Source organism: Brevundimonas sp. 01N35 (assembly GCF_056399785.1).
This window is the reverse complement of the sequence record NZ_JBFTRZ010000007.1, coordinates 141,351-165,353: the sequence shown is the minus strand read 5'-3', so window position 1 is coordinate 165,353 and position 24,003 is coordinate 141,351. Positions and strand designations below refer to the sequence as shown.

The window sequence follows — 24,003 nt, the reverse complement described above, 5'->3', positions numbered from 1 at the left end:
CGGGCGGGACGCGTCAGGCGACGCCGCGTTCGCGCGCGATGTCGGTCGCGGCCGGATCGGACGCCAGCGCCGCGTTCATCGCCATTCGCAGGCGTTCCGGCTTGATCGGCTTTTCGACGACCGCCGCCATGCCCGCCGCCAGATAGTGTCTGGCGTCCTCGGGATCGGCGTTGGCGGTCAGGGCGATGATGGCGATGTTGCGCGCGTCGCCGCTGAGGGCGCGGATGGCCTGGGTCGCCTGGACTCCGTCCAGGCGCGGCATCTTGATGTCCATCAGGATCAGATCGAACGGACGCGCCTGCACGGCTTCCAGCGCCTCCTGGCCGTCCTCGACGGTTTCCGAGGTGCAGCCGAACATTTCGCACAGGGCCTGGGCGACGACGCGGTTGGTGGCGTTGTCGTCGGCGATCAGGATGTGGGGGCGGGCCTGCAGGTCCAGTTCGCCCAGGGTGGAGACGTTCGACGGCTCTTCCTGCTGGATGACGGCGCGCAGCGCCGACAGGTCGAAGGCGAATGTGGCGCCGCGACCGGCGTTGTTCTCGGCCCAGATGCGGCCGTCCATCTGTTCGACGATATGGCGGCAGATCGACAGGCTGAGACCGGCGCCGTCCGGGCCGGCGGCGTGGTCGAAAATCTGATTGATGCGGGCCGGGTCCACGCCGGGGCCGTCGTCGCGCACGCGGGCCTCCAGGCGGACCTGATCGCCGACGACGTGCGCCTTCAGACTGGCTTCCACCATGCCGTTGCGCGCGAATTTCAGCGCATGGCCGATCAGGTTGTTGAACACCTGGCTCAGACGCCGGCCGTCCAGCACGCTGGCCAGTTCGGTGTCGCCCTCATAGCCGACCATCAGGGTGACGCCGTCCTGGGCGGCGCGTGGCGCCCACAGGGCCTGAACCTCGTCCATCACGGCGCGCAGCGGCGTCGGCGCGAGCGTCAGCTCAAGCTCGCCGGCCTCGGCGCGGGCCAGATCCAGGGCGTCCTGCAGGGTGTCCAGCAGGGTCTCGGAGGAATCGATGATGGTCTGGACGTGGGCCAGGGCGGCGTCGTTCAGCGGTTGGCGACGCAGCAGTTCGGCCACCGCCAGGACACCGTTCATCGGTGTGCGCAGTTCGCGGCTCATCAGCCCCACGAACTGGCTCTTGGCGCGAGCGGTCGCCGCGGCCTGAATCTCGGCGTCGCCAAGCGCGCGCACCTGATCCGACAGGTCGCGGTTCTGCTGGCGCTGGATGGCGTTGACGGCGCGCAGCAGGGACACGGCCGTGCCGACGCCGCGATAGGCGCCATTGCGGGTGACGATGAAGCCGCGCATCAGCGCGCCGGGGCCGCTCTTCAGAATGATGTCGGAAAAGGCGTCGATACGGACGCCGGCCTCGACCACAGCGGGCTCGTTGTCCATGATGTGGATGACTTCGCGGGCGCCGTACAGGCTCTGGCCCAGCGGTCCGGCCAGCTTCATCAGGAAGTCGCTGCGTTCGATCAGGCCCAGAGGGCGGTCGCCGTCGACAACGGGGATGACAAGGGTGTCCGGCTCCCGTTCGAAACGAACGAAGACCTCGCCCGCCATGGTGGTGGCGGTCACCGGCTCTACGCGCTCGGTCAGCACTTCGATCGTCGGCATACGGCCGGCACTCCACTATGGAGTTTTACATTTGATGAGAATCCTTTGCGGAAGGGTTAAGGACGAATCGAATTTGCTCACCTTGACGAAAAGGTCGGAGGCGACGCCTTTTGCGGCGGCGGGCTGACTGGCGTATAGGAAGCGTCGATCCATTTTTTCCGGTCCTTCTTTGGATGCGCGCGGCCGCCGGCCGACCGCAGGTTCGTCATGAGCGTTACGTCACAAAACTCTGAAAAGTCGGCCCTTGTCCTGTTCTCTGGCGGGCAGGACAGCGCCACCTGCCTGGCCTGGGCGCTGGAGCGGTATGAGCGGGTCGAGACCGTCGGCTTCGACTATGGCCAGCGCCATGCGGTCGAGATGCAGGCGCGCCAGACGGTGCGCGCCGAGATGGCGACCGTCCTGCCGCAATGGGCCGACCGACTGGGGCCGGACCATGTCGTTGATCTGACCGGCTTCGGGGCCATCGGCGAGACGGCCATGACCACGGATCGCGCCATCGAGGCCGACGCGCGTGGCCTGCCCAATACCTTCGTGCCGGGGCGCAACCTGATCTTCCTGGTCGCGGCGGCGGCGCTGGCGGACCGGCGGGGGCTCCAGGTTCTGGTCGGCGGCATGTGCGAGACCGACTTCTCGGGCTATCCCGACTGCCGCAACGACACGATCCAGGCCATGGCCCACGCCCTGACCCTGGGTCTGGCCAAGCCGTCGCCGGTCGAGACGCCGCTGATGTTCCTGACCAAGGCCGACACCTGGGCCCTGGCCGAGCGGATCGGCGGGGCGGCGCTGGTGGAGATGATCGTCGAGGCCAGCCACACCTGCTACCTGGGCGACCGGACGCATCGGCACGACTGGGGTTATGGCTGCGGGACCTGCCCGGCGTGCGAACTGCGCGCGGCGGGTTACGGCGAATGGGCGGCGCGCGCGTGACCTATTCCGCCAAGGAAGTCTTTCTGACGGTGCAGGGCGAGGGCGGTCAGGCCGGACGGCCCGCCGTCTTCCTGCGCTTTGCCGGGTGCAACCTGTGGAGCGGGCTGGAGCGGGACCGCGCGACCGCCGTCTGCAGCTTCTGCGACACGGATTTCGTCGGCGTGAACGGCGACGGGGGCGGCAAGTTCAAGACCGCCGACCTGATGGCCGACCATGTCGCCGGGATGTGGCGGGGCCGCGAAGGCGATCCCAAGCTGGTGGTCTGCACCGGCGGCGAGCCGCTGATGCAACTGGACGCGCCGCTGATCGAGGCCCTGCACGCGCGCGGGTTTGAGGTCGCCATCGAGTCCAACGGCACCCTGGCCGCGCCCGAAGGCATCGACTGGATCTGCATCAGCCCCAAGGCCGACGCCCCGGTGGTCCAGACCTCGGGCCAGGAGCTGAAGCTGGTCTATCCGCAGCCCCTGGCCATGCCTGAGCGCTTCGAGAGCCTCGACTTCGAACGTTTCTGGCTCCAGCCCATGGACGGCCCCGATCAGGCCGCGAACACCGCCGCCGCCATCGAATATTGCCTGACCCACCCCCAATGGCGGCTCAGCGTCCAGACGCACAAATACATTGGCGTGCGATAGGGCGGCGCGCGCGCAAGACGGAGGCGGATGTTGCTGACCGCGCCGCGCGCCGTCGCACAAGAGCCGGCGGCCGGGAGGCCGGGTCGTTTTTCATTACGTTACGAAACAAGAGCCGCCCGCCGCATCTCATAATAGGAGGGCGCGCGAAAAAGTATTCGGAAGCGTTTTTCGATCACAGCCATCGGCATTAGAGGTTCCGCGCGCTGATGCGACAACGTGAAGCGGGTCGATCGTCATTTAGTTTTGGCGCGCCTGCCTTTGAAGCCGGATGCCGCACGCATTGCGGAGGACGAAAAGCCCGCGTCTTTCTCTGCTCACTACCTCGAAACTGTCGGTGGGATGCCCGTCGCGCTGAGTCAGCTACGCGCTAGCTACGGGTAATTACCAATTCCACGCTCCGACTGCCCATCCTAGTGGTCATGGTGCCGTCGTCAAAAAGGATATTTGTCGCCATGGATCCCGCCACAAATAATTTTCCGAAGGCGTCATGACCGCCGTCCCCACGGGAAATGTATCGGACCTGCTTTCACACCATGACGCCGTACGTCAGGGTGTGAAGGAGGGGCGTTGCCACACCGTAAGCCTGGCCCCAGTGCGCGAGGCTTTGGGGGCTCGGTGGTCCAGGCACGAAGGCTTGGTGGAGGATTTTGTTTTGCGCTCGTTCCGGCGAGGAGCGCTGGACGACGATCTGATCCTCAGGGTCAACGACGTCGACTTTGTTCTGATACAGCCCAGCCGTTCTCCGATGAGCGCCCTGAACCGGGTGGCGTTGCTCACCCGCCTGACCTTGGGTCACTTCCTGGGTCAGGTGCAGCCTGACCATATCCGGATCTCGATTATTGAACAGGCGGAGCCGGGCCAGATTGAAGCGCGGCGTGTGACGCCGGCTCAATTGGAAGAAGCTGCTCGATTGACAGTTTCGCTAGCGGATCCCGATGAAGACTCGCCGCCATGGGAGGCTTTCGGCACGAGACAAAAGCCGCGCAAAGTCGTCATCTTCAAGCGGCCCGAGGGCGGTGAGTTAGAGGCGCTTTATTACTGCGAGCCGATATGGAACACCGCCCACGATGCCGTAGCCGTCTTCCACCTTCGCGCCCAAACCTTCCATACGCTCCCCACTCAGCGCGCCGTGGTGTCTCCCGATGATCTCACCTCGCGCGCTCATGGCCTGATCGCTCATCGGCGCCTTCGACATGCGAGTGAAATCCTATCTCAATCGTCCCATCAGAATGTCGCCTTATCGGTCCCTTTATCCCTGGACGCCTTCGCCCATTCGTCCAGCCGCATCGCGATCATGCGCAAATTAAGGAAGATTGCGGACAATGAAGAAATCGGACGCCGTCTTTTCGTCGAACTGACTGATCTGTCTCCTAATGTTTCGGTCACCCGTGTTGCGGAGGCGGTCGCCCAGATCAGGGGGTTTGTACGCCGGACCACCGTTCGGCTGCCCCGCCATTGCGCGGACTATTCGCAATGGGAACATACAGGCGCGGATGGACTAAGCGTGTCGCTCGACGGATGGGCGACCGAACGCGGCGCACGACGGCGCTTGGTCAGCCTCAGGGAACACGCACGACGAGCCGGAGCGTTCGCTGCAGCGGACGGCATTCGGGAGCCTTCTATGGCGGCTCTTGCTCACGCAAGTGGTTTGAAGGAGCTGTCCGGCGACCTGATCACACATGCGTTCGGCGATGGTTTCGAGGTTCGCCCCCTCGCTCTAGAGGGTGTGCTCACGCCACGGTTTGCGGCATGAGCGTCGTTTGCGTGACTTGGGACGGCTTCACCGCCGACTTACAGGTCGTTGGCGAAGGCGACGTGCAAAATCTTTTCGCCGCGATGTCCGCCTCCCACTTCTTTGAGGTCTATCAAACTGTGGGTCAGCCTAAAGTCAGTTGAGGGTCGAATTCGGTCTAGGGCCTCAGCGCCGAAACCAGACATTGGCTTCTTGGCCAAGGAGCGGACTTTGCTTTCGTCCGCTAGGGATGGTTAGCGGGCCTCCCTGTGTAAGGTTGTTGAATGATGGTTTCGTTCTTCAGTCTCACGCCAATTATCGCGGCTTTGGGCTCCAGCTCGGCACCGCTTTATACCGGCTGCCGAGACGACGGCTATGGACCATCAGTTCGCGCGGGCTTCTCGGGCCGCGGTCGGACCAGCGAAGACGAGCGACACATTCAGTCCTCCAAATGCGAAGGCGTTCTGCAGCAGAAGACTGCCCTCGTTCAGCGGACGCGCCACACCGATGACGAGATCGAGGTCACAGGCCTCGTCGCGCGCCGTGAAGTTCAGGATCGGCGGGGCGAGACGCTCATTGAGCGCCGTCACCCCCAGAACCGCCTGTAGGGCCGCCGAGCCGCCGATCACGTGGCCATGGGCGCTCTTGGTGGCGATTACCGGCAAGTGACGGGCCCGCTCGCCGAAGACCGCCAGCAGCGCCTGGGTCTCAGCCGGGTCATTGAGCGGCGTGCCGGTGCCATGGGCCGAGATCAGCACGTCGCCCGTCTCCAGGATGCCGGCTTGGCCACAGGCTTTGCGGATGGCGCGCGCCTGGCCTTCCGGCGAGGGCTGGGTGATGTGGAAGGCGTCCGACGACATGCCGACCCCGACCAGTTCGGCCAGGATCGGGGCGCCGCGCGCCAGGGCATGGTCAAGATCCTCAAGGACAAGCACCGCGCCGCCCTCGCCGATGACCATGCCGTCGCGGTCGGCGCTGAACGGCCGACAGGTGGTCGGCGACGTGGCACGGATCGCCTCCCAGCACCGCAGGCTGCCTCCGGTCGAGATCGCCTCGCTGCCGCCGACAATCGCCACGTCCGCCAGGTCGGCGAGGATCAGGGCCGCGCCCTGGGCGATGGCGTGAGCCGATGAGGCGCAGGCGCTGGAGACGGCGAACACCGGCCCGTGCACGCCGAACGCCATCGCCGCGGCGCTGACGGCGGCGCTCTGCATGACCCGCGATATGGTCGCCGGATGCACGCGTGTCGATTTCTGACCGAAGAACCGCTCGTAGGCGGCCTCCATGGTTTCCAGGCCGCCGAGACCGTGGCCGAACACGATCGCGGTCCGCTCCTCCAGCACCGGGGCCCCGCGCAACCCGGCCTGGTCGAGCGCCTCCAGCGCCGCGGTCAGGGACATACGGGCGAAGGGGTCGAGGGACGTGATGATCGGGCGGCCCAGCCGCTCATCGACATCGGCGTCGTAGCCGTCGGCGACCCGCGCGGCGGGCATTTCGACGGCGGATGGGGCGCTGTCGGGAACCGACACGGTCTGGATACGGATGCCGCCCCGTCCGGCAACAGCGGAGGCCCAGTTCTCGGGTAGCGATTTCCCGAGCGCCGACACCGCGCCCATGCCGCTGACGGCGATCCGTCTTGCGCCGAGCGACATCGGATCAGGCCGCCGCGGCGAGGCGACTCTTGAACAGGTCCAGCATGTCGCCGAGCGTCTTGCACCCGCCGATTTCCTCGCCCTCGAGTTGAACCCCGTAGCGATCCTCGATCTCGAACAGGATGGAGACGACATCAAGGGAATCGATGCCGAGGTCTTCAAGCGGCAGATCCCGCTTGAGCGTGGCTCGGTCTTTCAGAGCCTCCTTGGCGATGATGTCGAAGAACTCGCTGTCTGTGGGCAGGGCTTGAGGCATGATGGCCGCCATCGAAAAGTTGTCGTCGGGAGACGCGTCGGCGTCTGAGCGACGCTGTCACCGGTCCAACGCTCCACACCTCGTTTCAGATGCAAAAAAGTACGCCGTCCTCCATGCGCGCCACCCGGCTTGCATGCGCCATGAGCCGGGGGTCATGGGAAACACAGACAATGGCGGCGCCGTCCTCCTGCGCTGCGGCGCTCAGCATCCGCGCGATCTGGCGGCCGTTTTCGGAATCGAGGGCGGAGGTCGGCTCGTCAGCGAAGATCACCTGCGGGGCCTTGGCCAGCGCGCGCGCGATGGCGACCCGTTGGCATTCACCCCCGGACAGTTCGGCCGGGCGATTGGCGAAGCGGCTGGCCAGGCCCACGCGTTCGAGGGCGTGGCGGGCCCGTTCATAGGCCTCGGCCCGACTCGCGCCCTGTCGTTCGAGCAGGATGCTCACCTGCTCGACGGCGGTAAGGGCCGGCAGCAGATGGAACCCCTGGAAGACGAAGCCGAAGTGGGCGAGGCGGAAATGATCGAATTGGTCGCGAGTGAGCCCGGCCAGATCCTGGCCCAGGACCTCGACGCGCCCCGCGGTCGGCCGCAACAGACCTGAGATGATCGCCAGCAGGGTCGATTTCCCAGAGCCCGATGGTCCCGAGATCACCAGGAACTCGCCTCTGGCCACCGACAGGTCCGTGGGCGTCAGGGCGACGATGCGCGTGACGCCCTGATCGTAGGTCTTCTGGATGCCCGACGCCGCCAGGACCTCCATCCTCAGCCGCCCGTGACCAAGGCCAACTGCAGTTGGGCGATCAGCACCCGAGCCGCCGCCTGGTCGTGATCTTCCATCGCCGCGGCCTGACGATCCTCCAGCAGGGCGAGACCGAGGCCGTCGAGGGTTCCGGCCGTATGGCGAATCCGCCCGCGCCGGACCGCGTCCTGGGCGTCGGCAAGGCCGCCCCGCGCCTGGTCCAGCACCGTCCTGGCGGCGGTCGCATCGACTACGGCCTGGCGCACTTCGGCCCAGCCCTGAACCACGACCTTTCGATAGGCGAGGTCGGCGGCGTCGGCCTCGGCGGTCGCGGCGTCGATCCGGGCGCGCCCGGCCTGTCCGTCAACCAGAGCCTGGGACAAGGTCGCGGCCAGCGCCCAGGCCAGCGACCGAGCATCCAGCAGGTTCACGATGGCGGCGTCGGGAGCGCCCAGCGCGGCGCTGATCATGAACTGAGGTTGGGCAGAGGCGACAGCCTGGGCCCGGCGGGCGTCGGCGGCGGAAAGGCGGGCGAACGCGGCCATGACGTCGGGACGGCGATCGACGACGGCCGAGGAGATGCTCTGGGGAAGCGCCTCGGACGGCGTCGGCAGGCCGCTCCCGCCAGGCGGCGTCCAGGGCTGGGTTTCAGCCAACAGCGCGCCCAGACGGATCTTCTGGCGCTCGACCTCGCTCGTCGCTTCCTGGAGCCGGACCTGGGCATCGACCAGATTGCGACGGTAGGTGGCGACATCCTCGCCGCCGGCGGCGCCTGCCCCCGCGCGCAGGCTGACCAGATCGTAGGCGCGCTGGCTGAGATCGCGGCGTTGACGGGCGGTCTCCGTCGCCGCCTCGGCCCCGCGAAGGGCGACATAGATCCGCGCCGTCTCCTCGCCGACCAACAGCCGAGCCCGCGTCAGGTCGAAGGTCGCGGCCTGGGCGTCTTCCGCGGCGGCGTCGCGGCCCTTGGCCAGTTGGCCCCACAGGTCGATCTCGTAGCTGGCCTCCAGGGACGGAACCGCTCCGGAAGCCGACGACGAGAAGGTGCGCCCGCCAACGGCGGCGTTCGCGCCGATGCCGACCTGCAACGACCCGGCGGCCTTGGCGGCGATCACGTCCGCATGCGCGCGGGCCAACCGCGCCAGAGCGGTCTTTTCATCCAGCGAAGCGGCGTCGACGCGACGCAGCAGATCTCGAAGGACCGGATCGTTCAGGTCCTCGCGCCAGACGGGTTCGCCCGACGGCTTCATGCGTTCCAGCACCGACGTGCGGGGCGCCCGGTCCGCCGCCGTGATGTGCGCGCAGCCGGCGACGGCGAAGGCCAGGACGAGCGGAATGATGGCGTGGGATCTCATGGCGAGAAGCGCACCAGAACCCGCTGCCCGAGCCGCAGGTCGGCGGCGTCGTCCAGTTCGAGCGTCACGGACACCACGCGCGTGTCGGCCTGGGCGCTGGGGTCCTCCAGCGACGGTCCGCCGAAGATGTCGGCGACCCGGATCACGCGGGCGCGATAGTCGCGGCCCTGTTGGAACTCCTTCGTGACCACGGCCGACATCCCGGGCCGGACCCGGTCGGAGAAACTCTCGTCCAGTTCGGCGCGAACGACGCGCGGACCGTTGGGTTCGATGATGAACAGCGGCGTCGAGGCCGCCGCCCAGGCCCCGGAGGCGACAGCGCGGCGCACGACCTTGCCGGCCAGCGGCGCACGGACGATGCGCGCCGTCACCTCGTAGCTGTCGAGCCGCTGCTGCGCCTGGGCCGCCAGGGCCGCCTGCCGCGCCTGGTCATACTCGCCTCGCGCTACCCGAGCGGCGTTGGCGGCCTGGTCGGCGTCCTGACGCGTGGCGGCGTCGGCGGCGGCCAGGCCGGCCAGCCGCGCGGCCTCGCGTTCCATGCCAGCCAGCTTGGCGGCGGCCACCTCTACCTGGGCGCGCTTCTCACCTAGCGCGGCCGTGGTGGCGGCGGCGCTCAATCGCGCCTGAGCGTTGTCCATTTCGGCAAGCGGCTGGGCTAGCGCCACGGTGTCGCCCTCCTGGACGAGGACCTGCCGCACCAGCCCGTCACGCTGGGCCACGACGGTGATCAGTCCGCCTCTGGCCTCGATCACGCCCTTTGCCACAGCCGCGGGCGGCGACGTTTGACCCTTGGCGCTCTCAGGGGGCGACGCGGGGGGGCTGCAGCCGGGCTGGAGCATGATGACCCCCAGCAAGGGCCAGAGGCGAAGGAAGGCGGCTGGGGTCATAGGAGCAATGTGGCTGGATCGGCCTGGCCCACGCGGCGCAGGGCGAAGAGGCCTGACCCCAAGGCGACCAAGATCACCAGGGCGGCGGCGATGATCATCATCGGAGCGGACAGGAGGATCGGAACGGCGTTGGCGCGAGCGACCGCGATCATGATCATGGTGAGCAGCGCGGCGACGACCAGGCCGCCACATCCCACCCAGGCGCTCTGCGCCAGGACGATGCGCCGCAGCGCCGACATGGAAAAACCAAGGGCGCGCAACGCGGCATACTCCTTGATCGAGCCGGCCACAGCCGCGCTCAGGGTCTGGCTGGTGATCACGACCGCGACGAGCAGGGCGACCAGACTGCCGAAGATGAAGGCGACGCCAGCCCCTGACTCCGTCAGCCAGTAGCGGGTGGTGCGGCGCGCGAAATTGTCGCTCGTTACGGCTTCGAAGCCCCGACCGGCTCCGGCGACATTGAGCGCGCGAGCGACGTTCGGACCGGCCCTGGGGTTGTCGAGCTTGGCGAGGAAGTAGGCGACCTGGTTGTCGGGGCCGGCGGACGGATCGAGCGTTCGCGTGGTGGACAGCGAGGCGATGACGTTGACGCCGCCCAGGCCGCGCAGCCCCTTGGTGCTGCCGACGATGCGGACCCGATGGCCGTTGATCTCGCCGACGTCGCCGACCCTGGCGGCGAACTTCCGCAGGTCGCCCTGATCCACCAGGACGGCGTCGGGTTCCGCGAGGCGCGCGCGCAGGTCCGGCGACAGGACATCGGAGAGCGCCATGGCGTTCGGCTGTGTGTCGACGCCGACGATGTAGACATTGACCTCGCCCTTGCGCTGGGTCCGCCATGCGCCGGACCCCCAGAGGAAGGGTTCGACCCTGCGCACATTGGGGTTCATCCAGATGAACGGCTCGGCCTGACCCGCGATTGGCCGGCCGAGATCGAGGCTCTGCACGCCCGGGAAGCCAACCCACAGGTCCGCCGCCGACCGCGTGACATAGACGCTGGAGAGCGAGAAGATGCCCAGGATCAACGCCGCCTGGAGCAATACCAGAAGCCCCGAGAAGGCCACCGCCACGACAGCCGGCGCGAACCTTGGCCAGTCGTAGATCAAGGTCTTCAGCGCCAGTGAGTTTAATCGGATCACGGCCGGGCCTCGCCGCTGCCGATCAGCCAGACCCCGCCCAGGATCGCCATGCCGCCGCCGACCTGCAGGAGGCTGATAGGCTCGTTGAACAGGGTCCAACTGGCGATGATGACCAGCACGTAGCTGAAGGCCGACAACGGAAAGGCGGCGCTGAGCTTCATTTCCGACAGCACCACCATCCAGGCGACGAAGCTGGCGATTTCCAGGCCCAGCAGCAGGCGCGCCCAGGGCAGGGCGGCGGCCTGCACCAGCCAGGCCTGGCCGAAAGGGATGTGCTTGAGGGCCCTGGCGGTCTGTTCGGCGGCGATCTGGTAGCCAAGGGCCAGTAGCGGCAGGGCGCACCACAGGGCCCATATGGCCCCCCGACGCCGCCAACTCGGTCGATCCGCCTCGCGGCTCCATACGCTCATGAGGCCCGCGCCTCGGCGAGATCGGTGGAGAATAGCGGCGCGACCAGTTGCAGGGCGCCGTTCAGCATCGGGTTGCGATGCCTGAAATACATGGATGTCGGCGTCAGCCGGCTGCCCAGCCTGAGCTTGTTCTCGTAGGCCGCCTGTCCGCTCTGATACCGGACGAGGCCGCGTTCCAGGCACAGCCGGACATTGGTGAACCAACTGAGGAAATAGAGGCTGAAGGCCCGCCCTCTGGCCGCGTCCATGCAGAAGAACTTGTCGAGCAGGGTCGCGCCGTCCTGAAGCAGCAGGTTGGCGGCCAGCAATTCGTCTCCCGCGTAGTAGAGCACATAGAAGGCGCGCGTCGGCATCTGCCTGATCACCCCCACGAAGTAGGCCGGGGTGAGGGCCTCGAACTGCATCTCGGCCCGGGCGCGGGTCTGACGGTACAGGTCCATCACCCGGTCCAGCACGCCGTCGAGGCTGGCGCGAACCTCCACCCGCACATGATCGAGGGCGCGCAGCTTGCGGCGCATGTCCTTGCGGGTCCCGGGCGAGAGGCGGCCGAGGTAGGTCTCCAGATCGGGGAAGTCGATATCCAGGTGGGCGACCGGCAACCCGGGGATCGAGCGGTAGCCGACGGACCCGGCGACGCCGTCCCAGAACGGGCGGTCAGGCTCGGGAACATCCTTGACGCCCAGCAGGCCGCAGCCTTCCTCACGGGCTTCCGTCTCAAAGGCGCCGAGCAGCCTGCGCAACATCAGCGCGCGTTCGGCAGCCGACAGCTGGGGGGCGTAGCCGACCGACAGCGTCTCGGTGCAGGGCGATCCGAGGCAGGCGAGATTAAGGGTCAGCGCATGGGGCAGGACCCGCCGGACGCCGTCAGCCAACCGCCGGCCAGCGCCGGTCAGCGTCGTCTCCAGGGCATACGAGGTCAGGAAGCCCGGCGCGACCGCCAGAAGCCGCATCCCGTCTTCCACGAGGACATAGCGCCAGCGAAACCCTTCCAGGCCAGAGGCTTCGACGGCCGCCAGATAGTCGTAGGGCTCCAGCGCGTTCGGAAAGAGCGCATCCCAGCGCGCGGCGCCGATATCCGCGATCGAGGCGACCACCCTGGCGTCAGGCATTGGCGGCCTCCAGGATCGGCTGTTCGGCGACGATCGCGCTCTCGAAGAACGTGGCCGTCATGTCGGCGACCAGCTTCCGTTCCTGATCTATGTGGATCATGTGATAGCTGTCTCCGAGCAGGCGCACCTCGACCAGGCCGCCCAACGCATCGCGCAGACGCCAGGCATTGCGGGGATGGCTCATGTCATCTTCGCGCGCATGCAGGATGAGGGTGGGCGCGCCCACCCGCCGGCCAATGGTCTCGACATGACGTCCCAGCCGATAGAGCTGGTAGAGGGCGCCGAGCGGCATCCGGTCGAGCGCGCCTTCGATGAAGGCGTCCGGCGAGCGCATGGCCCATTCGCGTAACCGCTCGTCCTTGAGGCCGAAGGGCGGCGGCTCGGCGAAGCTGATGTGGCGTATGCCGGGCAGGTTCGCGACCAGTTGGATGATCGGCGCGGCGGCCATGAGCCTCGGCATGTTCCAGCCGTCGTACTCGAAGGTCATCGAGTAGACGGCGACGCCCGCAATCTCGGGATGGTCGGCCGCGAGCCGCAGGCCCAGCGCGCCGCCCGCGCAGATTCCGGCCACGAAGACCTGATCGACTTCGCCGGCCAGTTCGAGATAGGCGGTCCGGGCTGTCTCCAGCCAATCGCGCCAGTCCGTCTTCAGCAGCGTCGCCTGGTCGGCGCCGTGGCCCGCAAGCTGCGGCGCGGAGATCGCGAAGCCTCGCTGGTTAAGCCGCCGGGCGAGCATCTTCATCTCGGCGGGGGCGCCGCTCATGCCGTGGATCAGCAGGACGCCTTTCTCACCCGTTCCCGAGAGCTTGAAGCCGCGATCCTTCACGGGCGCGCTGGTTGCAACTCGATTTGGCTCGCGGTTGTTCTGCGCCAGGAAGCCCAGCGCGTGCGGGGGGGCGATGACGTGGACGCCGGCCGCCTGTTGCTGGGCGGCGATCGCGCGATGCAGCGCGGGCAGCCGGGTCCAGTGAACCGCGGGGCGATAGTGATGCTCGGCGTGGTGGCCGTTGTTGAACCAGGTCAGATTGTAGAGCCGCGCATAGGTCGAAACGCCCCAGGCCAACGGCGTATCCGGATCGCCCCTGAAGTGCTCGTAGTAGCCGTTGAGCTGCGAGAGGCACTCGCCGAGATAGTAGAACGGGATGAGGAACAGCACGGCCTTCCAGCTGATCAAGGCCATGGCGACGACGAACAGGGCGAAACTCGCGATCTCCAGCCGTCCCCAGTCGGCGTCGAATGGGCGGCGCTTTTTCAGGGCCTGGTAGATCGGCTCGCCCCCATCTCGGAAGAAGCCGAGGAAGACATAGCTCCAGACGTTTTCGGGCTGTCCATTGCGGCCGTGACGGTAGATCGACAGCCAGTCCCGGGTGGTCCCATCGGGACCCGGCCGGTCGCTGTTGCCTTCGTGGTGGCGTAGGTGAACCCAGGTGTAGAAGACCTGAGAGAAGCCGATGGCCACAGACTCCAGCAACGAGAAGGCGTAGTTTAGCGGCTTCCAGCGGAAGTAGGGCGTGTGCAGGAAGTTGTGCGAGACGCTGTTGATGTTCCAGCTGATCGCCAGCGCGTAGAGCCCTCCGCACCCCAGGTTTCCCCACCAGGGGCGCTGGTCGAAGCCGGCGACGATCCAGACGACGAAGGCCAGATGGGCGATCGCCGCCGCGACAGGAACCGCATCCCAGTTGGTCAAGGCGAAGAGCCCCTTGGTCTTGCGGGGCAATCGGAAGTCCGGCGTGACCATGGCTGAGGCTCCTTTCACCCGAGGCCCGACAGGCCGACACAGATAACGCCCAAGGCGACCAATCCGGCGCCGGCCATCTGTTTGCGGGTCAGGGGCTCATGCAGGATCATGGCGCCGGCCAGGGGCACGGCGGCGTAGGTCAGGGTCATGATCGGGTAGGCGATGGTCAGCGGCGCCTTCTCCAGCACCAGCACCCACGCGACCACCTCCACCGCCCAGAACACCAGCCCCAGCCACAACAGCGGATGCAGCGATAGGCCGATGACATAGCGCGGCGCCTGCTCGGCGCCGTTGGCGGCCCCCTTGAAGCTGAGTTCGCGGCCGACCTCGGTCACGATGCAGAAGCCGAGCAGGGCCAGAACCAGGGGCGTGAGCGGGTGCTCGATCATCGACCCATTTCCGCGAACAGGTCGAGGAGTTCGAGGTTGACCGGTTCGTTGAGGGCCTGGACCGCGGGAGGCGGCGCCCGCCAGGGCTGGTCCATCAGCGCCTCGCCCCGCTTGAGCAGGCTCGCCAGCGCGCCGCCGCCAAAGACCGGCTTGGACCAGTCGCCGACCACGTCCGCGCCGATGATGCGATGATGCTCCGCCAAACCCCGGAGCATCTGGCGAAGGAAGGCGACGCTGGTGCAACCCTGATCCCAGTTCGTGGCGGCTTCGTCGGCGCGCAGCACGTCCTTGTCGATCGTGATGTAGATGGCCTCGGTCGCGATGCGACCGGCCATGAAGCGGGTGAAGTCCTCTTCGCCCATCGACAGGATGCTCGGCCATTCGCGACCGCAGAGCTTCAGGGTCTCCGCGCCGCGCGGGGCCACGTAGGGATAGAGTTCCAGGCGATCCTCAACGAGCAGGTCAAGGTCGGCTTCGGCGGCGCGAGGGCGGTCGATGTCGCTGCTGCAGACGCCGATCGTCACCACCTTGGCCACGCCCGGCATGCGGGCGGCGCGGCCCACCCAGGAACCGCAGTGCAGGCCGGGCCCGAACTTCACCCAGTCCGGGTGGTTGTCGAAATGCACCAGCGTGACCAGGCCGTCGTCGGCGGTCTCGACGGCGCGGGCCAGCAGGATAGGCGTGACATGATGAAAATCGCCGGAGCCGGCGAAAACGGCCACGGGACCAAGGCTCGTCGGCAGGTCGCGGCTCAGGCGTTGGCGCAGGCGGTCCAGCGGCTCTGGCCGGCTCCACAGGCGCAGGGCTGGGCCCAAATCCCGATAGTCGAGGTCTGATCCCCGCTGGTCCAGAACCTCGCGCCGCAGGGCCTGCTGGGGCCTGAGCGCCTCGTCCAGATGCAACAGCGCGCCCGCGCATCGCCCTCTCACGGCTAGACGCAGCGGCGCAGCAGCGCGTCGAGCAGTTTCAGGGCGAGATCGATCTCCTCGCGGCTGATTTCCAGCGACGGCGCCAGGGTGATGACGTTCTTGTAGTAGCCGCCGATATCCAGGATCAGGCCGTAGCGCTTTCCATCGACCTCCAGATCGCCTCTCATGCCCTCTTCGGCCATGCGGTCGAGCAGGGCTTTGCTCGGCGTGAAGCCATCCGCCTCGCAGATCTCGGCCCGCAGCGCCAGGCCCAGGCCATCGACGTCGCCGATCTGGGGCCAGCGGCGTTGCAGCGCCTGGAGCCCCTCCAGGAAGTAGGCGCCTTTCTCGGCGACCGTGGTCTCATAGTCGCCCTCGGCCATCATCCGCATGGCCTCCAGGCCCACGGCGGTTCCCATCGGATTGGCGTTGAAGGTCGAATGGGTGGAGCCGGGCGGAAAGATCTCCGGGCTGATCAGCGCTTCGCGCGCCCACAGCCCCGACAGCGGATTGAGCCCGTTGGTCAGGGCCTTGCCGAACACCAGCACATCCGGTTGGACGCCGAAGTGCTCGATGGACCACAGTTTTCCGGTCCGATAGAAGCCCATCTGGACCTCGTCGACCACCAGCAGAATGCCGTAGCGGTCGAGGACCTTCTTCAGCTCGACGAAGAAGTTGCGCGGGGGTACGACATAACCGCCGGTGCCCTGGATCGGCTCGACATAGAAGGCTGCGAACTCCGCCTGGCCGGTCTTGGTGTCGAGCACGCCGTTGTATTCGGTCTCGAACAGACGCGCGAATTTCTTTACGCATTCAAGGCCATACTCTTCCTTGCTCATCCCCTTGGGGCCCCGGAAGTGGTACGGAAACTCGATGAACTGCGCCCGATCGCCGAAATGCCCGAAGCGGCGGCGATAGCGGTAGGACGAGGTGATCGCCGACGCGCCCAGGGTGCGGCCGTGATAGCCGCCCTCGAACGCGAACATCAGGCTCCTGCCGCCGCAGGCGTTGCGCACCAGCTTCAGGGAGTCGTCGATCGCCTGGGCGCCGCCGACATTGAAATGGACGCGGCCCTTGGTCCCGAACCGGGCCTCGGCGCCCTGGGCGATCATCGCCGCCAGTTCGATCTTCTCGCGGTGCAGGTACTGCGAGGCGACCTGCGGCAGCCGGTCGAGCTGTCGGTGAGCGGCGGCGTTCAGGCGCGGGTTGCGATAACCGAAGTTGACCGCCGAGTACCACATCTGCAGGTCCAGATACGCGCCCCCCTCGGCGTCGTACATGAAGGAGCCTTCGCAGGACTCGAAGAACTTCGGCTCGGGCAGATAGTGGACGGTGTCTCCCCAGGAGCAGTATTCCGCCTCAAGGCGACGCAACTCGATCTCGTCGGCAGGCATGGCGTCGTACATGCAAAGCTCCTGGATCAAGCGTCGGCCCTAACGCGGGGCTGGGCCAGCAGGCCGCTCAGTGTGGCGGTCACGTCGTGGAACGTGTCGAAGGCGATAAAGGTCCAACCGCGTTCGGTCGCGTATTCCGCGAGTTGGCCCTTTGCGAACAGGATGTCGGCGCGGGTCGAGACGCAGTAGTCCGAGCGGCCATCGCCGATGAAAACCAACCGGGTCTTCGCCGATGGCGCGGACGCGGCGACGGCGGCGCATTTGCAGACGCCTGATCCCGCCGCGCATCCCTCACGTCGCCAGGGTTGCTTCAGCTTGCGGCCTGTCAGGCCGTTGGCGACTAGCGGCAGGTGATCGAAGCCGTGGCGGGCCAGGATCCGGTGGATGAAGTAGTCGACCCCGTCGCTGACGACGCCAACGGGCAGGGCGTTGGCCGCGCAGAAGGCGATGAAGGCGGGAAAGCCGGGATCGAGGTCAACCTGATCCAGAACGGCGTCGAGAACGCCGTCGTCGGCGGGGAGCAACGCGATCTGCTGTCGCATGCATTCGGCCGCCGTGATGTCTCCGGCCACCCAGCGCGCTTCGAGCGTCCGCCACTCAGGGTCGGCCAGAGCCTCGAGCATCTGGTCGGTCGTGTCGGTCGTGGTGATGGTGCCGTCGAAGTCGCATATGATCCGCATGCATCCATCCCTGGCTGGAGGCGGCCGGAAAGCGCCTCGGCCCGGCGTCCCAGCGGAAAGATCGCCGCGCCTTGATCGGCCACGGTCGCTTCCGGAGACGCCTTTTGGTTTGGTCAACCGGGGCTATGGTTAAGGGGGGAGGGAGCGCATCCGTTCCAAACAGATGGAGCCAAGGTCCTTCTCGAAGACAGTATTCTGACCTGCGCGACCTTCGAGGTCGTCCGGCCAAGAATCGGCCCCATCGACTTCAGGCGGCCTAATGATCCTGGCCGAGGCGGCCCTGCAGCCCTTCAATCCAGGCATCCAGCGTCCCGAGCAAGCTGTGAAAGCCGAGGACCAGCGCCGCTCATCCGGCTGAGTAGTCATGACCAGTTCTGGCGCATTGGTGACCTGCGCCGAGGGTATCGATCTGAGGGGCGGAGCAGTCGGTAGGGGGCTGGCAAACAGCGCCTAGATGGCTCGCAACAGCGCCGGTTCGCTTTCAGTTTTACGATGCCGGACAGAGACGCTCGTGCCGGGCGCGAGGTCCTTCACGGTGATCGACGCCCCGAGTTGATTGGCCAAGGCCTTCACGATGGCCGTTCCCAAACCCGGGTCCGACGCGCCCGGGCTCTTCGGCATGCCGACGCCGTCATCCGAAATCGTCAGATCCCAGCCCTCGGCTCGCGACTGATAGTCAACGCTCACGAGACCCTTCCGCCCCTTGGGAAAAGCGTGCTTCAAGGCGTTGATCACCAGCTCGGTGACGATGAGGCCGATGCTGACCGAGACCTCGGCGTCCACGGCGCTGCCGTCGCCGCTCACCTCGATCCGCAACTGCTCATGGTCGGCGATCATGGACGCGCCGATGCTGCGACACAGCTGTGTCAGATAGGGTTTGAGGGCCACATCCCCCGCCTGGGTCAGGGAAAGCTGACGCTGGACCTCGGCCACGGACAATACGCGATTGTGAGCCTCCGTCAGATGAGCGCGGCTCTCGACCGAGTCTACTTTTCGGGCGGACTGAAGCAGGACGCTGGCGATGATCTGGAGGCTGTTGGCGACACGGTGCTGAACCTCCTGGAGCAGGATCTCTTTCTGCCTGACCAGATCGTCCATCTTCCTTTGGGCCGCGTTGGATGCGGTGACGTCCACGATGGTCAGCAACAGCCGCACCGGCATGGCGTCGGAGAACGGCAGCCGCTCGGCGTTGAGGCGCAGGCTACGCGGGGCGGCGCCCTCAACGGGCATCTCCAGCTGATAGTCGGCGACTTCAGCGTTGCCCGAGCCCACGGCGCCCAATAGCGAGCGCAGCCGAGGGAGATTCCATTCGCCGCCGCCAAGGGAGAAGATCGAGCGCCCTCGAACGGCGTCGTTGTGAAGTCCGAACTCCTGAAGGAACGACTCGCTGGCCGCGACGACGTTGAACTGTTCGTCCATGAGAAGCAGCGGCGCGCGGGACACCGAAATGACCGCCAGGGCCAAGGCGGCGCCGACTTCTGTATCGTGAAATGCGGGAGCCATAGGCTTCCCTTTCCGATCCCGTCGCGACGTCCAGATTGGAAATCAAGCCTCGGGTGTTTAGACGCGCCGAGACGTCCCTGGAACACCGTAGCATGAGCGGGCGCAAACCCGTCATTGAAGATGGTGATGTTCTTCGACCATCATTTCTACGGTCTCTAGCGACGGAAATCCGCCGGCTTGAGACCATGACGCTTGAGCTTGTCGTAGAGGGTTTTTCGGGGGATCTTCAGTTGGCGCAGCGCTTCCGCGACATCGCCGTCCAGGGCTTCAAGGGTGTCGTGAAGGATGCGGCCCTCGAAGTGGGCCACGCGCTCGGCAAGCCCGCTGCCGGGATCGCCGACCATTTCGTCATGACTTTCGAGGCCGAGGGCGAAGCGTTGGGCGAAGTGGGACAGTTCGCGGATATTGCCCGGCCAGGCGGATTCCAGCAGGCGTGACCGGACAGCGTCGGTGATCGGCGGGACCAGACCGTCGGCCCGGATCTGGGCGCGGGCAAGCAGGTTGGCGAAGAGCAGGGGGATGTCCTCGCGACGTTCTCTCAATGGCGGCATGCGCAGGCGCACGGCGTTAAGGCGGTAATAGAGGTCCTCGCGCACGCGTCCATGAGCGACAGCTTCGCCCAGGTCGCCGGTCGATGAGGCCAGGACACGCAGATCCACGACACGCGGCGCGTCGGAGCCGATGGGGTGGATTTCGCGCTCTTCGAGGACGCGCAGCATCTTGACCTGAACCGACAGGGGCATGTTGTCGACGGCGTCCAGAAAGAGCGAGCCGTTGTGCGCCCGCTCGACGTGGCCGACGCGGCGGCGCATGGCCCCGGCGAAGGCCCCCAGTTCATGGCCGAACAACTCGCTCTCGATCAGCCCCTCGGGCAGGGCGCCGCAGTTCACCGCGACGAAGGGCTGGGGGCGGCGTCGACCGCCATAGTGCAGGGCGCGCGCGACGGCTTCCTTGCCCACGCCCGTCTCGCCCTCGATCAGGACGTCCATGCGGGCGTCGGCGATCTGGGCGATGGTGGCGCGCAAGCGCCGGATTGCGCGGCTCTCGCCCAGCAGCGGCAGCTCCAACCCGGCCTCGGACGACAGGGCCGTCAGGCGTCGGTTGTCGAGGACCAGCGACCGCTTCTCCAGCGCCCGGTTCAGGCTTTCGTGCAGGCGCTCGAAAGCGAAGGGCTTGGCCACGAAGTCGTAGGCGCCGGCGGTCATCGCGGCGACGGCTTCGGCGATGTCGCCATGACCCGTGATCAGGATGACGGGCAGGGCGGGATCCAGCGCCTGAAGCCGGGTCAGCAGTTGTCGTCCGTCCATGCCGGGCATCCGCAGGTCGGTCACGACGACGCCCGGAAAATCAGCATCGATTTCGGCCATGGCGGCCTCTGCGGATCGGAAGGCGTGAACGGTCAGGTTCTCGAGTTCCAGCCGTTCGATCAGAGCGGTGCGGAAGTCATCGTCGTCTTCGACCAGAGCGACGGCGTCGAGGCGCGGAAAGTCCATCAGGCGCTCCTCAGGGCGACGACGAAAGCGGCGCCGCTTTCGCTCGGGCGCAGATCCAGCTCGCCGTTGAAAGCGGCGACGATGTCGCGACTGATGACGAGGCCGAGGCCCAGGCCGGTCGCCTTGCTGGTGACGAAGGGCGTGAAGAGCTGTTCGCGGATCGCTTCGGACACGCCGGGGCCGTTGTCGGCGATGGTCAGCTCCACCTTGCCGCCCCGACGCAGGATGGACAGGGTGATAGCGGCGTTCGGCGTGCCTTCCAGCGCTTCCACTGCATTCTGGATCAGGTTGACGATGACCTGCTCCAGCCTGAAGCGGTCCGCCATGACGACAGTGTCTTCGCCCTTGTTGCGGATCAGACGGACGCCGGCCTGACGCACCCGCCCGCCCAATAGTAGAAGAGCGCCGTCGATCGCTTCGGTCAGGGAGACGACCGTCAGGCCGGGCTCGCTCTTGCGGGAGAAGGCGTGCAGTTCCCGGGTGATGGCGCCGATGCGCGCGGTCAGGTCGCCGATGCGACCCAAGGCGCGGGCGGCCTTGGGACCTTGATCTCGTTCCAGGTAGGCGGCGGCGGATTCGGCCTGGGTACGGATGGCGGCGACGGGCTGGTTGATCTCATGCGCCACGCCGGCGGCGATCTGGCCCAGCGCCGCCAGCTTGCCGGCTTGCACCAGTTCGTCCCGCAGGGCTTCGCGGCTGGCCTCGGCGCGCATCCGTTCCTCGATCTGGCGGTTCAGGGCCTCGTTGGCCTCGCTGAGGTCGCGGGTGCGCTCGGCGATCCGTCGTTCCAGATCGTGGCGGGCGGCTTCGGCCGCCCGCTGGCGCGCGGCGGCCTGCTGGCGACGACGCAGCAGAACGGCCACGACGCCGAAGAAGAGGGTGATGATCAGGGCAGCCAGGGCGCGGGCGTTGGCGACCGCCGCATTGATGGCCCCGCGGGTGGACGTCAGCAGGTGCAAGGTCCAGCCGGGCGTCGCGGTCTTGGACGAGGCGTGCATCCAGTGGCCGGGGGTTCCATCTATCGTCGCATTGATCAGCTGAGGCCGGCCGGTCTGCGGGGTTTGAAAGGCTAACGGCGTCAGGGCGCCGTGGCCCAGCGTCTGGTCGGCTAGGGTCAGCTTGCGGCTGTCGGCGTCCAGCGGGCGCAGGGTGCGGAAACGCCAGGCCGGAACACTGGTGATCAGGATCACGCCGCCGGGGTCCGTGACATAGGCGGGCTCTCCCGACGCGCGCCATTCAGCCTCAAGAGCGTCGAACTCGACCTTGACCACCACTACGCCCAGGCCGCGTCCGCTTCGATCCGAGACCCGCCGCGCCAGGAACATGCCGGGCTTTCCGCTGACGGTGCCCAGGGCGAAGAACTCGGCGGCCCCGTCGCGCATGGCCTTGATGAAGTAGGGACGGAAACCGTAGTCGGCGCCCACGAAGCTGACCGGCTGGCGCCAGTTGCTGGCCGCGCGGGTTATGCCGTCGGCGTCGATGACATAGATGGCGGACGCCCGCGTCTGATCCGCGAGGGCTTCCAGCCGGTCATTCAGGTCTGCTGTGTCTGATCCGGTGTGAGCCATCAGAAGGCGCGCGACGTCGGCGTCGGTCGCCATGGCCGGCGGAAGAGACCGGTACTTCTCAAGCTCGCTGCGCAGGACGGCGGCGTGAAGCGCGGCGGCGCTTTCAGACTGGCGCGCCAGCGCGGCCTGCGCGCTGCGGCGCGCTGTCTCGCCCGCTCCGTAGGCGCCAAGCGAACCCAGCAGCAGCCAGGTCAGACACAGGACTAGCAAGGCTCGGCGGCTGTTGAGCTGTGGCGTTGGAATGGAAGAGAGCGCCGGATCGGTCATCTCTCATGTGTGCGACATTTCGCACAAATGCACCACAAAGATGGGTGGTTTTCGGCACATTTGACCTGGCATCGGTCGACGAATTTAACATAATATATTTAAAATCAAATAGTTGCCTCCTTTCTTGAGTCGGGTTGGAGGGCGAGGATCTGTCGATCAAACTGGGCTTCAAGCGTGACGCAGATCGCGCGGAGGAAGTCGCGAGCCGCGCTCGCTGTCAGGAGCATCACTTGATCCCCATCGCGTCCGCGCCGACGACGGCTGTCCGTCGCCCCTTCTATCGGCATCTGTATTTTCAGGTCCTGATCGCCATCGCGCTTGGCGGCGCCATCGGCCATTTCTGGCCTGACTTCGGCAAGGACCTGAAACCGCTGGGCGACGGCTTCATCAAACTGGTGAAGATGGTCATCGCCCCGGTGATCTTCCTGACCATCGTCACGGGCATCGCCGGGATGCGCGACATCGGCCGGGTCGGTCGGGTGGCCGCCAAGGCGTTCGGCTATTTCCTGGTCTTCTCGACGCTGGCCCTGATCGTAGGCCTGATCGTCGCCAATGTGGTGCAGCCGGGCCGCGGCCTGAACATCGATCCCGCCACCCTGGATGCGGGGGCGGTGTCGCAGTACGCCCAGGCCGCGCATGAGACCACTATCGTCGGCTTCCTGACTGGCATCATTCCGGACACGGTCGTCAGCGCCTTCTCGACCGGCAACATCCTGCAGGTCCTGTTCGTCTCGATCCTGTTCGGCATCGCCCTGGCCCTGATCGGCGATCTGGGCAAGCCGGTGCTGACCTTCCTGGAATCGGTCAGCGCGGCCTTCTTCAAGCTGGTCGCCATTCTGATGAAGGCCGCGCCCATCGGCGCCTTCGGGGCCTTCGCCTTCACCATCGGCGCCTATGGCATCGCCTCGGTCGCCAACCTGTTCGCCCTGATCGCCACCTTCTATCTGACGGCGATCATCTTCGTCGTCGGCGTGCTGGGCCTGGTGGCGATCGCCAACGGCTTCAATATCCTGAAGCTGATCCGCTACCTGAAGGACGAACTGCTGCTGGTGCTGGGCACCTCCAGCTCCGAAGCGGCCCTGCCGAGCCTGATCGCCAAGATGGAGCGGGCGGGCGCGTCGAAGTCGGTCGTCGGTCTGGTCGTGCCGACCGGCTATTCGTTCAATCTGGACGGCACCAACATTTATATGACGATGGCGGCCCTGTTCATCGCCCAGGCGCTGAATATCGACCTCAGCCTGCAGGACCAGATCCTGCTGCTGCTGGTGGCCATGCTGTCGTCCAAGGGCGCGGCCGGGATCACGGGCGCAGGCTTCATCACCCTGGCGGCGACGCTGTCGGTGGTGCCCACCGTGCCTGTCGCCGGCATGGCCCTGATCCTCGGCATCGACCGCTTCATGAGCGAATGCCGGGCCCTGACCAACTTCATCGGCAATGCGGTGGCGACCATCGTCGTCGCCCGCTGGGAGGGCGAACTGGATCGCGACGCCTTGAAGGCCGCGTTGAACGGCGACCCGTCGCCCCTGGCCGCGGCGCCCGATCCGGCCGCAGGGCCCGGCGACGACACGGCCGTCGTCGAAGACTGACCGCAGAAACTCAAGAAACGG

21 protein-coding genes are annotated in these 24,003 nt (G+C 66.7%); 4 read left to right on the top strand and 17 right to left on the bottom strand.

The genetic code is table 11. The features are described from left to right. Positions 1–13: 13 nt before the first annotated feature. Positions 14–1,621, bottom strand: a complete 1,608-nt coding sequence (locus tag AC1DJ5_RS09430; RefSeq protein ID WP_477020428.1) for a response regulator — start codon at positions 1,619–1,621, stop codon at positions 14–16. 207 nt (positions 1,622–1,828) lie between these two features. Here AC1DJ5_RS09430 and queC point away from each other — a divergent pair, with 207 nt between their 5' ends. The 3 genes from queC (at position 1,829) to AC1DJ5_RS09415 (ending at position 4,933) form a co-directional block, all read left to right on the top strand. Further along, on the top strand, positions 1,829–2,548 hold the full coding sequence (queC, locus tag AC1DJ5_RS09425) for a 7-cyano-7-deazaguanine synthase QueC (protein ID WP_441454784.1): 720 nt from the start codon (positions 1,829–1,831) through the stop codon (positions 2,546–2,548). Then, positions 2,545–3,180, top strand: a complete 636-nt coding sequence (queE, locus tag AC1DJ5_RS09420; RefSeq protein WP_477020427.1) for a 7-carboxy-7-deazaguanine synthase — start codon at positions 2,545–2,547, stop codon at positions 3,178–3,180. The genes queC and queE overlap by 4 nt, the downstream gene beginning before the upstream one ends. Positions 3,181–3,667: 487 nt before the next feature. Next, on the top strand, positions 3,668–4,933 hold the full coding sequence (locus tag AC1DJ5_RS09415; protein WP_477020426.1) for a hypothetical protein: 1,266 nt from the start codon (positions 3,668–3,670) through the stop codon (positions 4,931–4,933). A gap of 362 nt (positions 4,934–5,295) precedes the next feature. On the opposite strand, the gene AC1DJ5_RS09410 is transcribed toward AC1DJ5_RS09415, so the two are convergent. The 16 genes from AC1DJ5_RS09410 to AC1DJ5_RS09335 all read right to left on the bottom strand — a co-directional run bounded on the left by AC1DJ5_RS09410 (position 5,296) and on the right by AC1DJ5_RS09335 (position 22,339). Beyond that, positions 5,296–6,564, bottom strand: a complete 1,269-nt coding sequence (locus tag AC1DJ5_RS09410) for a beta-ketoacyl-[acyl-carrier-protein] synthase family protein (protein WP_477020425.1) — start codon at positions 6,562–6,564, stop codon at positions 5,296–5,298. 4 nt (positions 6,565–6,568) lie between these two features. Beyond that, positions 6,569–6,820: an acyl carrier protein gene (locus AC1DJ5_RS09405; protein WP_441454781.1), complete on the bottom strand. Its 252-nt coding sequence runs from the start codon at positions 6,818–6,820 to the stop codon at positions 6,569–6,571. A gap of 85 nt (positions 6,821–6,905) precedes the next feature. Then, positions 6,906–7,580, bottom strand: a complete 675-nt coding sequence (locus AC1DJ5_RS09400) for an ABC transporter ATP-binding protein (RefSeq protein WP_477020424.1) — start codon at positions 7,578–7,580, stop codon at positions 6,906–6,908. 2 nt (positions 7,581–7,582) lie between these two features. Next, a complete protein-coding gene (locus AC1DJ5_RS09395; RefSeq protein ID WP_477020423.1) occupies positions 7,583–8,914 on the bottom strand; it encodes a TolC family protein in 1,332 nt (443 codons plus the stop codon). Further along, positions 8,911–9,666, bottom strand: a complete 756-nt coding sequence (locus AC1DJ5_RS09390) for an efflux RND transporter periplasmic adaptor subunit (RefSeq protein WP_477020422.1) — start codon at positions 9,664–9,666, stop codon at positions 8,911–8,913. The genes AC1DJ5_RS09395 and AC1DJ5_RS09390 overlap by 4 nt, the downstream gene beginning before the upstream one ends. Before the next feature lie 131 nt (positions 9,667–9,797). After that, positions 9,798–10,904 carry an ABC transporter permease gene (locus AC1DJ5_RS09385; protein ID WP_477020421.1) on the bottom strand — a complete coding sequence of 369 codons (1,107 nt, stop codon included), beginning with the start codon at positions 10,902–10,904 and terminating at the stop codon, positions 9,798–9,800. 29 nt (positions 10,905–10,933) lie between these two features. Beyond that, positions 10,934–11,347, bottom strand: a complete 414-nt coding sequence (locus AC1DJ5_RS09380) for a DMT family transporter (RefSeq protein ID WP_441454776.1) — start codon at positions 11,345–11,347, stop codon at positions 10,934–10,936. Continuing rightward, entirely contained in the window at positions 11,344–12,441 is a 1,098-nt protein-coding gene (locus AC1DJ5_RS09375; protein WP_477020420.1) for a peptidogalycan biosysnthesis protein, read from the bottom strand. Before AC1DJ5_RS09375 ends, AC1DJ5_RS09380 begins: the two co-directional genes overlap by 4 nt. A 7-nt stretch (positions 12,442–12,448) precedes the next feature. After that, a complete protein-coding gene (locus AC1DJ5_RS09370; protein WP_477020419.1) occupies positions 12,449–14,194 on the bottom strand; it encodes an alpha/beta fold hydrolase in 1,746 nt (581 codons plus the stop codon). A 14-nt stretch (positions 14,195–14,208) separates the two neighbouring features. Continuing rightward, positions 14,209–14,583, bottom strand: coding sequence for a DMT family transporter (locus AC1DJ5_RS09365; protein ID WP_441454773.1), 375 nt, complete (start codon positions 14,581–14,583; stop codon positions 14,209–14,211). Next, positions 14,580–15,512 (bottom strand): arginase family protein, encoded by a 933-nt coding sequence (locus AC1DJ5_RS09360; protein ID WP_477020418.1) that lies wholly within the window; start codon positions 15,510–15,512, stop codon positions 14,580–14,582. Before AC1DJ5_RS09360 ends, AC1DJ5_RS09365 begins: the two co-directional genes overlap by 4 nt. A 2-nt stretch (positions 15,513–15,514) precedes the next feature. Further along, a complete protein-coding gene (locus tag AC1DJ5_RS09355) occupies positions 15,515–16,897 on the bottom strand; it encodes an aspartate aminotransferase family protein (protein WP_477020417.1) in 1,383 nt (460 codons plus the stop codon). A gap of 14 nt (positions 16,898–16,911) precedes the next feature. After that, the gene (locus AC1DJ5_RS09350; RefSeq protein ID WP_441454770.1) at positions 16,912–17,565 is read right to left on the bottom strand and encodes an MtnX-like HAD-IB family phosphatase; all 654 of its coding nucleotides are present in this window, start codon (positions 17,563–17,565) and stop codon (positions 16,912–16,914) included. Positions 17,566–18,015: 450 nt separating this feature from the next. Beyond that, positions 18,016–19,068 (bottom strand): sensor histidine kinase, encoded by a 1,053-nt coding sequence (locus AC1DJ5_RS09345; protein WP_441454769.1) that lies wholly within the window; start codon positions 19,066–19,068, stop codon positions 18,016–18,018. 155 nt (positions 19,069–19,223) lie between these two features. After that, on the bottom strand, positions 19,224–20,561 hold the full coding sequence (locus AC1DJ5_RS09340; RefSeq protein WP_441454768.1) for a sigma-54-dependent transcriptional regulator: 1,338 nt from the start codon (positions 20,559–20,561) through the stop codon (positions 19,224–19,226). Continuing rightward, a complete protein-coding gene (locus AC1DJ5_RS09335) occupies positions 20,561–22,339 on the bottom strand; it encodes a sensor histidine kinase (RefSeq protein ID WP_441454767.1) in 1,779 nt (592 codons plus the stop codon). Before AC1DJ5_RS09335 ends, AC1DJ5_RS09340 begins: the two co-directional genes overlap by 1 nt. Before the next feature lie 287 nt (positions 22,340–22,626). On the opposite strand from AC1DJ5_RS09335, the gene AC1DJ5_RS09330 reads away from it, so the two are divergent. Further along, positions 22,627–23,982 carry a dicarboxylate/amino acid:cation symporter gene (locus AC1DJ5_RS09330; RefSeq protein WP_441454766.1) on the top strand — a complete coding sequence of 452 codons (1,356 nt, stop codon included), beginning with the start codon at positions 22,627–22,629 and terminating at the stop codon, positions 23,980–23,982. Positions 23,983–24,003 lie beyond the last annotated feature (21 nt).